Consider the following 14,549-nt stretch of genomic DNA (forward strand, 5'->3'; position numbering starts at 1 on the left):
CAACCTCTAGATCTCGTCTTCCTTCGTCCCGGAGCCGAGCGAGATCGCTTCCCAGGCCGCGACGATCAGCATGACGATCGTCGTTGCTGTTGATAGCAGCAGCGGTGACAGCGAGTGCGCGAACGGGATCAGCACGACCAGCAGAGCGATACCGACAAGGTGGGAGAGCTGAAAGATGCCGCGGATGCTGCGCTTGAACAAGATCGTGCCGATCAGAAACAGCAGCGGCCCGCCGATGATGCTGAGTATGGCCTTGGTGTCCGCATGACCCGCGGGATGCGCCAGCACCAGTTCGTCGCCGACCGCCGTCACCACGACCCCCGCAACAATCGGTAGGTGCAGATAGGTATAGGCAAGCCGGGCCAGCCGGCCGGTGTCCCTGGACTGCGAAATATGCTCGGCTCCGGCCTCGGCCCCGATATGGAAATACACCCACCACATCGCGATGCTCCCGAGCAGAGCGACAACAAAGGCAGAGACCGTCGGCGCGGTCCATGTAGCTTCCGCGAAGGTGGCTCCGGTCACCACGATGGACTCGCCCAGCGCGATGATGATGAACAGCGCGCAGCGCTCGGCCATATGGCCGCCTTCGACCTCCCAGTCTTCGAGAGGCGTCGCGCCTAACCCGGGAAACCGGAATCGCATCATCGGTCCGCAATACTCGATCGCGACCGCGACGATCCACAGAAGAAGCCGCGCCTGCCCCTCAGCGAGGCCGCCTGCTATCCAGAACAGGCCGCTGCACGCGAGCCACAGGGTGATGCGCAACAGATTCATGCGCAAACCGGGCTCAGACCTGGGTATCGACCAATAGGTGAAGGCCGAGCGGCCGACCTGCATGGCGACAAAGGCCAGCGCGAACGCCACCCCCCTGCTTTCAAAGGCCTTGGGAATGGATGTGGACAGCAGCAGGCCGGCGATCATCAGACCGAACAGCATCACCCGGATGGGCGTGCGCTCCGGGTCGAGCCAGTTGGTGATCCAGGATGTGTAGATCCAGACCCACCACACCGCCAGAAACAGGATCGTGGTTTGCAGAACGCCGAGCGGCGTGAAATGCGCCAGCAGCGTGTGGGAAATCTGCGTAATGGCGAAAACGAAGACCAGATCGAAGAAAAGCTCGACGTAAGTGACGCGATGATGCTGGTGCGGCGCGCGCGCCCGCAGCAATGTCCTCTTTGTCGACACGGCGCCCCCGCTTTCGTCGATCAGGCGTCAGGCACACCCGTCTGCAACGCCAGCGCATGCAGCACACCACCCATCTGCCCCTTCAGCGACTGATAGACGATCTGGTGCTGCTGCACCCGCGACTTGCCGCGGAAGGATTCCGAGATGACGGTGGCCGCGTAGTGATCGCCGTCCCCGGCGAGATCGCGGATGGTGACCTGCGCGTCAGGCAAGGCAGCCTTGATCATCGTTTCGATGTCCCGCGCGTCCATTGGCATGTCTTTGAATCTCCTCATGTTGAGCCAATCCCGGCTCAAGCAACGCATCGAAATATGCCTGATTCTAGCCCTTGCAACCCGCGCCGTCACGCGGGCATTGCGGAAGATAGCTCCTATATTGTGGCTCTCAACAGGAAGCCCGCCATGAACATTCGTATGAAGATTCCAGGCCCGGACCACCCGATTACAATCGCAGAGAACCCCAAACGGGTCCGGATCAGCGTCGGTGGCGAGGTGATCGCCGAAACCAGCCACGCCCTGACGCTCAAAGAGGCAAGTTATCCCGCCGTCCAGTATATTCCCCGCGCCGATGCCAATTCCGACAAGCTCAAGCGGACGGACCACAGCACCTATTGCCCCTACAAGGGCGACGCGAGCTATTTCAGCATCGTTTCAGGCGGCCAGACGCTGGAAAACGCGATCTGGACCTACGAGACGCCCTATGAATCGGTGAAAGAGATCGAAGGGCATCTGGCGTTTTACCCCAACAAGGTCACGATCGAGGAAATGTAATCCGCCATGCGCGCGCCTCGATAAACGGCTCTGTCGCGCGCAGAATGACATGGAACAACAACCGGTCCCTTCTGTTGCCTCCCCAGCGGTACTTTTGCCGGTAGGAGACATACAATGAGACATTTCACGATAGCGCTTTTAGCAGGCGCCAGCGCTCTTTTTGCTGGCAGTGCGATTGCAGCGCCAATAACGAATATTTCGGGTGTGAAGACCGGATCGGACATCGAGCATGTCCGCATGGTGTGCGATGAAAGCGGACGCTGTTATCGAACCCGCGGCGCACGCCGTGTGATTGTTCAGGACGACTCGTATGCTTACGCTCCGCAGCGCCGATACAGGGAGCGCGGCTACTACGACGAAGGTCCTGGCGTCGGCGTATACGCGCCGGGCGTCGGAATCGGCATAGGTGTCGGACGCGACCGCTGGTAATTCAGCAAACCGCAGTCAGAACGAAGAAAAACCGCAGGCTGACCTGCGGTTTTTCTGTTTCAGTCACGCGCTTTCGTTGTGCCTCTATTTTTTAACCAGCGGACATTCGCTTTCCGCCAGGGGCTTGAACGACTCGTCGCCAGACATTTCGGCCAGTTGCTGATAGAAATCGCCGCGATATTTCGAATCCGCGGGCGACTTGACCTTCATCAGGAAAGTCTTGTGCATCACGCGGCCGTCGGCACGGATCTGCACATTCTTGTTGTAGAAGTCATTGACCGGCAGCTCCTTCATCTTCGCAGCCACGGCCTTGCCTTCATCGGTGCCGGCGGCCTCGACGGCCTTCAGATAGTGAAGCACCGACGCATAGGTGCCCGCCGTGATCAGGTTCGGGATGAAGCCGCCCGAGCGCTCCATGAACCGCTTGGCCCAGGCGCGGGTCTCGTCGTTGGCGTCCCAGTAGAACGAGGTCGTCAGCGTCAGGCCCTGCGCCACGTTCAGCCCCACACCTTCGATATCGTTGATGTAGATGACGAGGCTGGCGAGGTTCTGCCCGGACTGCACAATGCCGAATTCACGCGCCTGCTTGACCGCGCTCAGAAGGTCCGCGCCCGACATGGCGAGCCCGATCACCTTGGCCTTGGACGCCTGCGCCTGAAGCAGGAACGACGAGAAGTCCGGCGAACCGAACGGGAATCGCACGCTTCCCAACACCTTGCCGCCGCTGGCCTCGACAAAACGGCTCGCATCGCGCTGGAGCGAATGACCGAACGCGTAATCGCTGGTCAGGAAGTACCAGCTGTCGCCGCCTTGCTTGGTGACCTGGCTCGCCGTGCCCTTGGCGAAGGCGTAGGTGTCGTAGCTCCACTGCGACGTGGTCTCCGAGCAGGCCTTGCCGGTCAGTTCGGTGGTGGCGGCGCCGGAGATCAGCAGCACCTTGCCGCGCGAGCGCGCGATTTCCTGGGTCGCCAGCGCCACGGCTGACCCGGCGACGTCGGTGATGGTGTCGACGCCCTCGGTCTCGAACCACTTGCGGCTGATCGCGGACGCGATATCCGCCTTGTTCTGATGGTCGGCCGTGACGACACTGATCGGCTTGCCCAGCACCTTGCCGCCGAAATCATCGACCGCCATCTGCGCCGCCTCGACCGAGTGCTTGCCGACCAGATAAGCGAAGCCGCCCGAGTGGTCGGTCAGCACCCCGATCTTGACGGCATCGTCCGAGACCTGCGCCTGCGCCGCGCTGCCTGCCATCAGCATGGCCGCGACGGTCAGTCCGATCCTTGTTGTTCTCACGATAATTCTTCCTCCCTCTGTTATCTCTTGTTCTGTGTCAGACCGGCAGCGCGATGCCATCGTGTCCGGGGTCTGCGCCGCCATCGAGCCTGTCGCCGTCGATCCGGATGCCGTGCACGGCCGCGAAGCCGAAGGTGTACGGGCTGCGGATCACCTCATAGCCATCGGCTTCAAGCGCGCGCGTCACGCCGTGGACGATGCGGTTGGACACATCGATTGCGTTGCTGGTCGCCGAGAAGCGCGGCGCACTCACCGCCTCGGTCATGGTCATGCCGAAGTCGAGCACGTTGAGAATGGCCTGCAGCACACCCATGGCGATCTGCGTCGCGCCCGGCGCGCCGATCACGAGGTACGGCTTGCTGTCCTTGAAAACGATCGACGGAACCACGGACGTGAAACGCGCCTTGCCCGGCGCAATTGAACCGGGACGACCTGGACGTGGATCGAACACACCCATGCAGCCGTTGTAGATGAAGCCGAGACCATCCGTGATGACGCCTGACGGCATGCCGAGCGAATGGGTCATGGTCACGCAGTTGCCGTCGCGGTCGACCACCGAGACGTGCGTCGTGTCCTTGGACGGATGGCCCGAATTGAAGCGCGGCACGTCGCCCTTCACGCGCGCCTTGATCTCGGCCGCCATCGTGGCGGCATAGTCCTTCGACGTCAGTTTGCCGACGGGAATATCGAGGAAGCCGGGATCGCCAAGGAACCGATCCTTGTCCGCAGTCGCGCGCTTCATCGCTTCACAGACCACGCGCAGATATTCGACGCTGTTGTGCCCGAGCGCCGCGAGATCGAAGTTCTCGACCACATTGAGCATCTCGAGCAGCATGACCCCGCCGCCCGGCGGATTGTTGGTCGTCACTTCATAGCCGCGATACTGGCCGCGCAGCGGTTCGCACCAGCGCGGCTGGAAGTTTGCGAGATCTTCTTCGGTGATCAGACCGCCATTGGCCTTCATGTCAGCGGCGATCCGCTTCGCCAGTTCGCCGCGATAGAAGACGTCCGAACCGCCTTCTGCGATCATGCGCAGCGTCTGCGCGTAATCCGGATTCTTGACGATGTCGCCAACGCGCTTGTAGCTGCCGTCCTCGCGGCAATAGAGCTTCCGCCCCGACGCCGTGAACGAGAGGCGGTCGATGCCGGATGCGCGATCCATGATGCCGGGGTCGGACCAGAACAGTTCGACATGCGGGCGCACCATCCAGCCGCGCTCGGCCCATGCGATCGCTGGCGCAACGATGTCGCGCCACGGTAGCACACCGAACCGCGAATGCGCCTCGTAATAAGCTTTCAATGACGCAGGCACGCAAATCGACTGATAGCCGAGGTCGTTGACCTTGCCGCGCAGGATGAAGCCATAGCCATCGCGCGCCTCGCCCTCGATTAGATCTTCCCACATATCCGGGCGGGCAGCGGCAGGCGCCGGCGCATGGAAATCGAGATATTGATGGAAGCTCTGACCGGGAAAATAGATTCCGCAGCTTCCGAAACCGGCGATACCCGTCATCAGCGGATCGACCACGCCCTGCACCAGCGCGCATGCGATCGCAGCGTCGATGGCGTTGCCGCCGGCCCGCAGCATGTCCGCTCCGGCCTCCGCCGCTTCTGCCTGCGCCGCGACGATCATCTCCTTGCCTTTGGGCAATGGTCTCTCCCGTGAGTTTCTTCTGGTTGCGCCGGCGCGGCGAGGCAGGGCGAACCGCACCCCGCAGGCTGATGCGGACCGGTTTGACAGATGGCATTCATACCTGTCCAATACCAATCAAGCTTGGATTGATACCTTCAAAGCAATAATAGGAACCCGCTCGCGCGGCCCCGTTCTCATGATCCGTCCCCTGCTTCCCGCCAGAATTTCCTACTTCCTCGCCGTCGGCGAAACGCTGAACTTCCGCAAGGCCGCCGAGCAACTTGGCATCGCCCAGCCCGCGCTCAGCCGCAGCATCCGGGATCTCGAAAAACAATTGGGATTCGCCCTGTTCGAACGATCGACCCGCCGCGTCGCGCTGACACCCGCAGGCGAAGTGCTCTATCGCGAAAGCGCCGACGCGATGCAGCGTCTCGCCCGCGCCACGATGCATGCCGAGCGTGTCGCGCAGGGGCTCAGCGGCACCGTCAGCGTCGGCTACTCGACATTCGCCGCCACCGGCCCGATGTCCGACATCATCATCGAATTCCGCAAGCATCACCCGCAGGCCCAGGTCGGCCTGCGGCTGCTCGCGTCATCCGAACAGGCAGCCGCGTTCGACGAAGGCACACTCGATCTCGGCTTCATGATGTCGAATGTCGTAGTGCCGCCGCAGCAGACACTTCCGATCTCGCGCGAACGGCTGGTCGCCCTGGTGCCGGCGAGTCACGCTTGGGCGGCAAATCGTGCGATTTCGCTGCGAACCCTGTCCACCTCACCGCTGGTGATCGGTAGCACCCGCCGGTGGCGCGGCTTTCGTGCGCTCATCGATGAGTTGGTGACGGACCGTGGCTTCTCCCTGACAATTGCGGAAGAAGCCGACGACGTTCCAGTGCTCCTGCAACTGGTGCGGTCGGGTTTCGGCTGCACTATCCTCGATGCATCCTTCATTCCGACACTGCCGCCGGGAATCGTATCGCTGGAAATCGCGGACGCGACTGCGACGCTCGATATCTCGCTGGTGTGGCGCGAGGATCATCTGTCGCCGCTGGCGGCGCGGTTCATCGACGTCGCGAAAAGATTCATGGCATCGCGGCAGAAACAGCCGCGACGGCGCACACGTCAAAGCAGGAAATGATCGCAGCGCGCGATCAGTTCTTTCCGGACATGTAGGCCGGCAGCCAGTTCTCAAAGCCTGCCTTGAGCGACGCCACCGAAACCGGCTTCTCGCCTTCGACCGCGATGTCGTGCCCACCGGTCTTGCCGATGACATGGCACGGCACTCCGACCGCCTTGAGCTTGCTCAGCACCGTCAGCAGATGCTCTTCCTGCACGGTGATGACGTAGCGCGCCTGGTCTTCGCCGAACCACCACGCATGCGGCACGATCTCCTCCGGCGGCGCATCGAGGATCGCGCCGATGCCGCTGGCCATTGCCATTTCGGTCAGCGCCACCAGCAGGCCGCCGTCGGAAACGTCATGCACGGCGGTCGCAGTGCCGCCCTTGATCATGCCGCGCACGACATCGCCATTCCGCTTCTCGATGGCAAGATCCACCGGCGGCGGCGCGCCCTCTTCCTTGCCGCAGATATCGCGGAGATAGACCGACTGGCCGAGCCAGCCTTGCGTATCGCCGATCAGCAGGATCGCTTCGTTCTCAGCCTTGAACGCCAGCGTCGCGGACTTGGTGAAATCGTCCAGCAGGCCCACGCCACCGATGGACGGCGTCGGAAGAATGCCGCGGCCATTGGTTTCGTTGTAGAGCGACACGTTGCCGGACACGACCGGGAAATCCAGCGTGCGGCAGGCTTCCGCAATGCCCTTCAGGCAGCCGACGAATTGGCCCATGATCTCAGGCCGCTCGGGATTGCCGAAATTCAGATTGTCGGTGATCGCGAGCGGCTTGCCGCCCACCGCCGTGATGTTGCGCCAGGCTTCGGCCACGGCCTGCTTGCCACCCTCGAACGGATCGGCCTCGCAATAGCGCGGCGTGACATCGCAGGTCAGCGCGAGGCCCTTCGGCCCGTCCTGCACGCGCACCACCGCGGCATCGCCGCCCGGGCGCTGCAAGGTGTTGCCGCCGATGACATGATCGTACTGCTCCCACACCCAGCGCTTCGAGCACAGTTCAGGCGTGGCGATCAGCTTCGACAGCGCTTCGGTGATCGACACCGGCGCCTTGACGTCGCGCGCATGGATCACCGGAAGTTGCGGCGACGGCACATGCGGACGGTCATAAAGCGGCGCTTCCGACTCCAGTTCCTTGATCGGGAGATCGGCCATTACATCGCCGCCGTGCTTGACGACGAAACGCTGGGTCGGCGTGGTGTAGCCGACGATGGCGAAATCGAGGCCCCACTTCTTGAAGATCGCCTCGGCCTGCTTTTCCTTCTCGGGCTTGAGAACCATGAGCATGCGCTCCTGGCTTTCCGAGAGCATCATCTCGTAGGCGCTCATGCCAGGTTCGCGCGTCGGCACCGAGTCCAGATGCAGTTCGACGCCGAGGTCGCCCTTCGCGCCCATCTCGACCGCCGAGCATGTGAGGCCCGCCGCGCCCATATCCTGAATCGCGATCACGCAATCCGCTGCCATGATTTCGAGACAGGCTTCCAGCAGCAGCTTTTCCGCGAACGGATCGCCGACCTGCACGGTCGGACGCTTCTCCTCACTGTCGTCATCGAATTCTGCCGACGCCATGGTCGCACCATGAATGCCGTCGCGCCCGGTCTTGGAGCCGAGATAGACGATCGGCATGTTCACGCCGGAGGCGGCCGCATAGAAAATCTTGTCGCTTTCCGCGAGGCCGACCGCCATTGCGTTGACGAGGATGTTGCCGTCGTAGCGCGTGTGGAAGCGCGTCTGGCCGCCCACCGTCGGCACGCCGAACGAGTTGCCGTAGCCGCCGACGCCCGCGACCACACCGGACACGAGATGGCGGGTTTTCGGATGTTTCGGATCGCCGAAGCTCAGCGCGTTGAGACAGGCGATCGGCCGCGCGCCCATGGTGAACACGTCGCGCAGGATGCCGCCGACGCCGGTGGTGGCGCCCTGATACGGCTCGATGTAGCTCGGGTGGTTGTGGCTCTCCATCTTGAAGACCACGGCCAGCCCGTCGCCGATATCGATGACACCCGCGTTCTCGCCCGGTCCCTGGATGACCCACGGCGCCTTGGTCGGCAGGCCGCGCAGATGGATGCGCGAGGACTTGTAGGAACAGTGCTCGTTCCACATCGCCGAAAAGATGCCGAGTTCCGTAAACGTCGGCACCCGCCCGATCAGCTTCAGGATGCGCTCGTATTCATCCGGCTTCAGGCCGTGCTGGGCGACGAGTTCGGGGGTGATCTGGGGTTCGTTCCTGATCGTCAAGGCGACGTCGCTCCGGGTCAAATGCTTCGGCGGCCCTCCGGGGGTTCAGAGGGGTCGGACAAGGCGGAATATGCGTGATTCCGGGCTTCTTTGTGCACGGCGGCCCGGCCTGCGGCAAGCATCAGATAGGGAGAAATCCCGGCTAAAAAAGCCCTCTAGGCGGCCTTCAAATGCGCCACAAGGCCAGCGAACAGGCCGCGGCCGTCGGTGCAGCCCATGATGTCTTCGACGTGGTTTTCCGGGTGCGGCATCATGCCGAGGACGTTGCCCTTGTCGCTGACAATGCCCGCAATGGACGCAGCCGCGCCATTGATGTTGTGGGTGTCGCCAACTTCGCCGTTGGCGGAGCAATAGCGATAGAGCACCCGGCCCTCGCCTTCGAGACGGCGGATGGTTTCCTCGTCGGCGGCATAGTTGCCCTCGCCATGCGCCACCGGCACGCGGATTACCTGCCCGGCATTGTAGCCGCGCGTAAACGGCGTATCGGAACGCTCGACACGCAGATGCACGTCGCGGCAGATGAACTTGAGCTGTGCATTGCGCATCAATACGCCGGGCAGCAGGCCCGACTCGCAGAGAATCTGAAAACCGTTGCAGACGCCCATCACCAAACCGCCGGCAGCGGCATGAGCGCGAACCGCGTCCATGATCGGCGCACGTGCCGCGATCGCTCCGCAGCGCAGATAGTCGCCATAAGAGAAACCACCCGGCACCACGACCAGATCGGTGCCTTTCGGCAACGCCGTGTCGGCGTGCCACACCATCGCGGCGTCATTGCCGGACGCGAGCTTGAGCGCGCGCGCCATGTCGCGTTCACGATTGATGCCGGGGAAAACAAGAATTGCGGATTTCATTGAGTTTCCGATTGCGGGCTGCACAGGCTATTGCGGTGGTTCGCCAGTCCGCGTCGTCACTGCGGCATGTCCACCTGCGGACTTGCGAACCAAAACCACACTAGAATCATCATTTCCAGTGTCCTTTTGAAATCCGAAGTCCGCTACGGGATGCGCTGCAAAATGAAGCGAACTTCGCATTCAGGACACTAGTCATGCCTTCACCACATGACTTATCCCATTTGAGGGACAGTTTTCCAGTGTAAGTTAGTATCCCGGCACCATCCAAACGGTGCTGACAACAAGAAATCGGGATGGAAACCATGAACAATGATCGCCGCAAATTCCTGAAATCCTCTGCTGCCGGCGTGGTGGCCGGCGGCCTGCTCTCCGCCGGAACACGCGAAGCCTTCGCCCAGGACAAGACCAAGGGCGCGGCCCCTGCCCCAGGCCAGCCGCCGAAGCTGGAAACCACCAGGAACATGACGCTGGCCATGCTCCAGACCGCCAACGGCCTGTCGCTCGGCGTGCGCACCGACAAGGGCATTGTGGATGTGGGAGCCGCCGAGCAGGCTTTCAAACTCGGCGCACCGCTCTCGACCGACGAGGTGATCAGCGGCGAGTACAATGCCGGTGCATTGAAAGCCACTGTCGAGAAGGCCAAGGCCAGCGGCAAGTATCTCGTTGCGGAGAAGTCCGCCAAGTTCGGCCCCTGCGTCACCGAGCCCAGCAAGATTTTGTGTGTCGGCCTGAACTACAAGGCACACGCGGCGGAAGCCAACGAGAAGCTGCCAAAAGAGCCGATCCTGTTCAACAAGTACAATTCCACCCTCAACAATCACGGCGGAACGATTGCCGTTTCGAAGGAGCCCGGCAAGAACTTCGACTACGAGACCGAACTCGTGGCCGTGATCGGCAAGCAGGCGCGCAATGTCAGCGAGGCCGATGCACTCAACTATGTGTTCGGCTATTGCACCGGGCAGGACTTCTCCGAGCGCGATCAGCAGATGCGTTCGGGCCAATGGATGCTCGGCAAGACCGGTGACGGCTGGGGTCCGATCGGCCCATGGCTCGTGACCGGCGATCAGGTCGATCCGGAAAATCTCAACCTGAAAACCCTGGTCAACGGTGAGCAGCGCCAGTCCGCCAACACCAAGAACATGATCTTCAGCGTGAAGCAGCTCGTCAGCTACGCCTCGCGTTACATGACGCTGGAGCCCGGTGACCTGATCTTCACCGGCACGCCGGAAGGTGTGATCCTCGGCTACCCGCCGGAGAAGCGCGTCTGGCTGAAGGCAGGCGACAAGATCGTCTCCAGCATCGAGAAGCTCGGCGACCTGGAATTCACGCTGGTCTGAGATTTCAAAACAAAACCACCGGCCGTTCGGCCGGTGGTTTTTTCATGTCCGGACGCAATCGGATCAGACGATCTCGACGCGGTAGTTCTCAATCACCGTATTCGCCAGCAGCTTGTCTGCTGCTTCCTTGAGCGCGGCTTCGGCTTTCGCCTTGTCCGCGCCGGCGACTTCGATGTCGAACACCTTGCCCTGCCGCACGCTGGCAATGCCATCGACGCCGAGCGACTTCAGCGCGCCTTCGATGGCCTTGCCCTGTGGGTCGAGAATGCCGTTCTTCAATGTGACGGTAACGCGTGCCTTCATCGAACTCAGCTCTTCACAAGCACCGGGCCGGAGCCCGCGGGACGGTCGTTCTCGATCAGGATGCCGAGACGCTTGGCCACTTCGGTGTAGGCCTCCAGCAAGCCGCCGAGATCGCGGCGGAAGCGGTCCTTGTCCATCTTCTCATTCGACTTGATGTCCCATAGCCGGCACGAGTCCGGCGAGATTTCATCGGCGACGATGATGCGCATCATGTCGTTCTCAAAAAGGCGGCCGCACTCCATCTTGAAGTCCACAAGACGGATGCCGACACCGAGGAACAGGCCGGTGAGGAAGTCGTTCACACGAATGGCCAGCGCCATCATGTCGTCGATCTCCTGCGGCGTGGCCCAGCCGAACGCGGTGATGTGCTCTTCGGAGACCATCGGATCGCCGAGCTGATCGTTCTTGTAGTAGAACTCGATGATCGAACGCGGCAGCTGCGTGCCTTCCTCGATGCCGAGGCGCTGCGACAGCGATCCCGCGGCGACGTTGCGCACCACAACCTCGAGCGGCACAATCTCGACCTCGCGGATCAACTGCTCGCGCATGTTGAGACGCTTGATGAAATGCGTCGGCACGCCGATGTCGTTCAGGTGCTGGAAGACGTACTCCGAGATCCGGTTGTTGAGGACGCCCTTGCCCTCGATGATCTGGTGTTTCTTGGCATTGAACGCGGTGGCGTCGTCCTTGAAATGCTGAATCAGGGTTCCAGGCTCAGGCCCTTCGTAAAGGGTCTTGCCCTTGCCTTCGTAAATGCGACGCCGACGGCTCATAGGGATGTACCGTGTTCTGTTGAAGTCCATGAATGGGGTGCTCCGGGTGATTTACGCGACCCACGGCGGAGCTGCCGTGAAGTCCGGAATCGTGAAACAAACCGCGAACCGGACTCATCGGCAACCTAACCGATTGATGTGACCGATACAATGTAAGGAGAGGCGTTTTACCGGCTCCTTTTAGGCTTCCTGCGACCTCTCGGACGTTGCCTTGCAGGGGCCGCAACCCCTATATGCAGGGTCCCGCCGCTCCTCTCCTCGCGGCATCAAATTCAGCTTACGGAACAGATATATGTCCACTTTCGACAAGCGCCAGGAAGGCTTCGAGAAGAAGTTCGCCCTCGACGAGGAACAGAAGTTCAAGGCGGAAGCCCGCCGGAACAAGTTGCTGGGTCTCTGGGCGGCCGAAAAACTGGGCAAAACCGGTGATGACGCCGTGGCCTACTCCAAGGAGGTCGTCGCGGCCGATTTCGAGGAAGCCGGCGATACCGACGTCCTGCGCAAGGTGGCCGCCGACCTGGCCAGCAAGGGCGTGTCGGAAGCCGACGTTCGCAAGAAGATGGACGAACTGGTGGCGGTCGCCGTCGCCCAGATCAAGGCCGGGCAGTAAGCCTGCCGCGCATCGACCTAAAACCTTCCCGTCATTGCGAGCGAAGCGAAGCAATCCACCTTTGAAGCTGGATTGCTTCGTCGCTGCGCTCCTGGCAATGACGATTCAGAATCGCGTTACTTCAGCGAGTCCTGAACCTTCGCGACGCCGGCGAGGACGCAGACTTCGTCCTTTTCGCCGCCGGGCGCACCCGATGCGCCGACCGCGCCGATGATTTCGTTGCCCACCTTGATCGGAACCGCGCCGCCGACAGCCACGGTCCCCGGGACCTGCTTAAGGTAGGCCGTCTCGGGCTTTTCAACCAGCTTCATGAATTCGAGCGAGGTCTGGCCGCGCGTGCGCGAGGTGTAGGCCTTCAGGCGGCTGAACTCCATGGTGTGGGGATTGGTGCCATCGCCGCGAACCTGCGCCGCGACATTGCCGGCCTTGTCCACCACTGTGACGGACACCTTGTAGCCGTCTTTGGTGCACTGCTCGATGGTGCCCTGGATGATGGCGATAGCCATCGCCATCGAGACGTTCTTTTCAACCTGCGGCGCCTGCGCGTGAGCCGGACCGGCGAGAACGATTGCAGCAGTCGTCAATGCTGCAAGACCGAGTGAACGCATACTGAAGCCTCCCTTTGATGGTTTTTGGTTTGTGCGTTTTTGTAGCAACCCTTCCTATCCTGCTTTAATCCCGCGGCAGAACAAGAATCGATATTGCACAAGCGAAGGGCTAGGCCGTTGTGGCGAGCCGTTCGAGCTGCGCATCGAGGTTTGCTTCCACTTCAGCCGCGTTGATGAGGCAAACACGATATCCCCGCGCCTCAAGCCATTCGCGCCGGGCCGCGCGGTCGCGAGCGATGACATCGGTCTCATTGGCGTTGACGAGTTCGATCGCCAGCCGCCTCGTGAACGATACGAAATCCGGAATGTGACGCCCAACCGGCGTCTGCCGCTTGAAGTGGGATGCGAAACGGCGGTCCGTCCTCAGCGCCTGCCAGAGAATACGCTCCGCATCGGTCGGATTACGCCGCAGCAGGCGCGCCAGTCCCCTCACCGTGCCGCCGCTTTCGGATGGTGTGCGGCCGTCGGACTGTTCCGCCAGCAAGGCACGGAGCCGCGTCGCTTCGTTGCCGTCGAGAACCCCGCCTTTCGCCGGGCCTTTCCGGCCTTCCGCGATGGCCATGATCACGCCGTGCAACGTGTGCATGTCCTGCTTGGTCGGCTCCATGCGGGTGAAAATGTTGCGCATGTTCACCAGCATGGTGTCCCGCTTTTCCGGCGGGCGGAGGAATTCAACCTTGTCGAGTTCATTGACGAGGTTGTCGAAGAACGCCTGCATCTGATGGTTGGACGCACGCTCAGAGCGCTCGGGCATGGCGAACGGCAGGGCGTTCGATGTCGCCAGCTTGAACCACTCGTAGCCCATCAGCAGCACGGCCTGCGCAAGGTTGAGTGAAGCGAAGCCCGGATTGACCGGAAACGTGATGATGCGATTGGCGAGCGCGACCTCGTCGTTCTGCAAACCGTAGCGCTCGCGCCCGAACATGATCGCCGTGGTGCCGCTCGCGACCGTCTCATGAACGATCTGGCGCGCCGCCTCTTCCGGTCCGACAACGGGCTTGGCCTGATCGTGCGCCCGCGCCGTGGTCGCGAACAGCAGCGAACAATCGGCGACCGCAGCTTCCACCGTGTCGAACAGTTCGACTTTATCAAGAATGTGATCGGCGCCCGCGGCGGCGCGCTGGGCGGCCATATTGGGCCAGCCGTCGCGCGGATTGACGATGCGCAGCCGCGTCAGGCCGAAATTGCCCATGGCGCGCGCGCACATGCCGATGTTCTCGCCAAGCTGCGGCTCGACCAGCACCACGATGGGCCCGTTCAATTCTTTGCGCGTCTTGGTTTTGTCGGTGCCTGAACCGGTCATTGTCCCTGCTTTGTGTGTCACATTTTCCCATGCCGTAACGCAGTTGACGCCGGACAGGTCAAGACATTTTTCGTTTTCGGGCC

15 protein-coding genes are annotated in these 14,549 nt (G+C 61.8%); 5 read left to right on the forward strand and 10 right to left on the reverse strand.

Features of this window, described 5'->3' with window-relative positions:
- Positions 1 to 6 precede the first annotated feature (6 nt).
- Both AC1RM7_RS06765 and AC1RM7_RS06770 read right to left on the reverse strand, forming a co-directional pair.
- Positions 7 to 1,188: a low temperature requirement protein A gene (locus AC1RM7_RS06765; protein WP_024918990.1), complete on the reverse strand. Its 1,182-nt coding sequence runs from the start codon at positions 1,186 to 1,188 to the stop codon at positions 7 to 9.
- A 20-nt stretch (positions 1,189 to 1,208) separates the two neighbouring features.
- The gene (locus tag AC1RM7_RS06770; RefSeq protein WP_006021342.1) at positions 1,209 to 1,445 is read right to left on the reverse strand and encodes a BolA family protein; all 237 of its coding nucleotides are present in this window, start codon (positions 1,443 to 1,445) and stop codon (positions 1,209 to 1,211) included.
- A 144-nt stretch (positions 1,446 to 1,589) separates the two neighbouring features.
- Here AC1RM7_RS06770 and AC1RM7_RS06775 point away from each other — a divergent pair, with 144 nt between their 5' ends.
- Together AC1RM7_RS06775 and AC1RM7_RS06780 are read left to right on the forward strand one after the other, a co-directional pair.
- Positions 1,590 to 1,958, forward strand: a complete 369-nt coding sequence (locus AC1RM7_RS06775) for a DUF427 domain-containing protein (protein ID WP_152544097.1) — start codon at positions 1,590 to 1,592, stop codon at positions 1,956 to 1,958.
- Between the two features lie 114 nt (positions 1,959 to 2,072).
- Positions 2,073 to 2,387, forward strand: a complete 315-nt coding sequence (locus tag AC1RM7_RS06780; RefSeq protein WP_024918988.1) for a hypothetical protein — start codon at positions 2,073 to 2,075, stop codon at positions 2,385 to 2,387.
- 84 nt (positions 2,388 to 2,471) lie between these two features.
- On the opposite strand, the gene AC1RM7_RS06785 is transcribed toward AC1RM7_RS06780, so the two are convergent.
- Positions 2,472 to 3,647 (reverse strand): ABC transporter substrate-binding protein, encoded by a 1,176-nt coding sequence (locus AC1RM7_RS06785; protein ID WP_034459069.1) that lies wholly within the window; start codon positions 3,645 to 3,647, stop codon positions 2,472 to 2,474.
- Between the two features lie 73 nt (positions 3,648 to 3,720).
- Positions 3,721 to 5,316 (reverse strand): gamma-glutamyltransferase, encoded by a 1,596-nt coding sequence (ggt, locus tag AC1RM7_RS06790; protein WP_034459072.1) that lies wholly within the window; start codon positions 5,314 to 5,316, stop codon positions 3,721 to 3,723.
- A 196-nt stretch (positions 5,317 to 5,512) separates the two neighbouring features.
- Between ggt and AC1RM7_RS06795 the strand changes: the two genes are divergently transcribed.
- A complete protein-coding gene (locus tag AC1RM7_RS06795; RefSeq protein WP_024918986.1) occupies positions 5,513 to 6,451 on the forward strand; it encodes a LysR family transcriptional regulator in 939 nt (312 codons plus the stop codon).
- Between the two features lie 13 nt (positions 6,452 to 6,464).
- Here the strand turns inward: AC1RM7_RS06795 and purL are convergent, their stop codons facing one another.
- Complete coding sequence (gene purL, locus AC1RM7_RS06800; protein WP_024918985.1) at positions 6,465 to 8,678, reverse strand: phosphoribosylformylglycinamidine synthase subunit PurL; 2,214 nt, start codon at positions 8,676 to 8,678, stop codon at positions 6,465 to 6,467.
- A gap of 155 nt (positions 8,679 to 8,833) precedes the next feature.
- The gene (gene purQ, locus AC1RM7_RS06805) at positions 8,834 to 9,532 is read right to left on the reverse strand and encodes a phosphoribosylformylglycinamidine synthase subunit PurQ (RefSeq protein WP_006021349.1); all 699 of its coding nucleotides are present in this window, start codon (positions 9,530 to 9,532) and stop codon (positions 8,834 to 8,836) included.
- A gap of 302 nt (positions 9,533 to 9,834) precedes the next feature.
- On the opposite strand from purQ, the gene AC1RM7_RS06810 reads away from it, so the two are divergent.
- A complete protein-coding gene (locus AC1RM7_RS06810; protein ID WP_006021350.1) occupies positions 9,835 to 10,869 on the forward strand; it encodes a fumarylacetoacetate hydrolase family protein in 1,035 nt (344 codons plus the stop codon).
- Positions 10,870 to 10,932: 63 nt separating this feature from the next.
- Here the strand turns inward: AC1RM7_RS06810 and purS are convergent, their stop codons facing one another.
- On the reverse strand, positions 10,933 to 11,172 hold the full coding sequence (gene purS / locus AC1RM7_RS06815; RefSeq protein ID WP_006021351.1) for a phosphoribosylformylglycinamidine synthase subunit PurS: 240 nt from the start codon (positions 11,170 to 11,172) through the stop codon (positions 10,933 to 10,935).
- Between the two features lie 5 nt (positions 11,173 to 11,177).
- Positions 11,178 to 11,945 (reverse strand): phosphoribosylaminoimidazolesuccinocarboxamide synthase, encoded by a 768-nt coding sequence (gene purC / locus AC1RM7_RS06820; protein ID WP_019196322.1) that lies wholly within the window; start codon positions 11,943 to 11,945, stop codon positions 11,178 to 11,180.
- Between the two features lie 292 nt (positions 11,946 to 12,237).
- Here purC and AC1RM7_RS06825 point away from each other — a divergent pair, with 292 nt between their 5' ends.
- Positions 12,238 to 12,555, forward strand: coding sequence for a DUF1476 domain-containing protein (locus AC1RM7_RS06825; protein WP_006021353.1), 318 nt, complete (start codon positions 12,238 to 12,240; stop codon positions 12,553 to 12,555).
- Between the two features lie 116 nt (positions 12,556 to 12,671).
- Here the strand turns inward: AC1RM7_RS06825 and AC1RM7_RS06830 are convergent, their stop codons facing one another.
- Together AC1RM7_RS06830 and AC1RM7_RS06835 are read right to left on the reverse strand one after the other, a co-directional pair.
- Entirely contained in the window at positions 12,672 to 13,163 is a 492-nt protein-coding gene (locus AC1RM7_RS06830; RefSeq protein WP_024918984.1) for a GlcG/HbpS family heme-binding protein, read from the reverse strand.
- A 109-nt stretch (positions 13,164 to 13,272) separates the two neighbouring features.
- Positions 13,273 to 14,466: a TrmJ/YjtD family RNA methyltransferase gene (locus AC1RM7_RS06835; RefSeq protein WP_024918983.1), complete on the reverse strand. Its 1,194-nt coding sequence runs from the start codon at positions 14,464 to 14,466 to the stop codon at positions 13,273 to 13,275.
- Positions 14,467 to 14,549: the final 83 nt, after the last annotated feature.

It is taken from the genome of Afipia sp. GW822-FHT03D08, assembly GCF_058801645.1.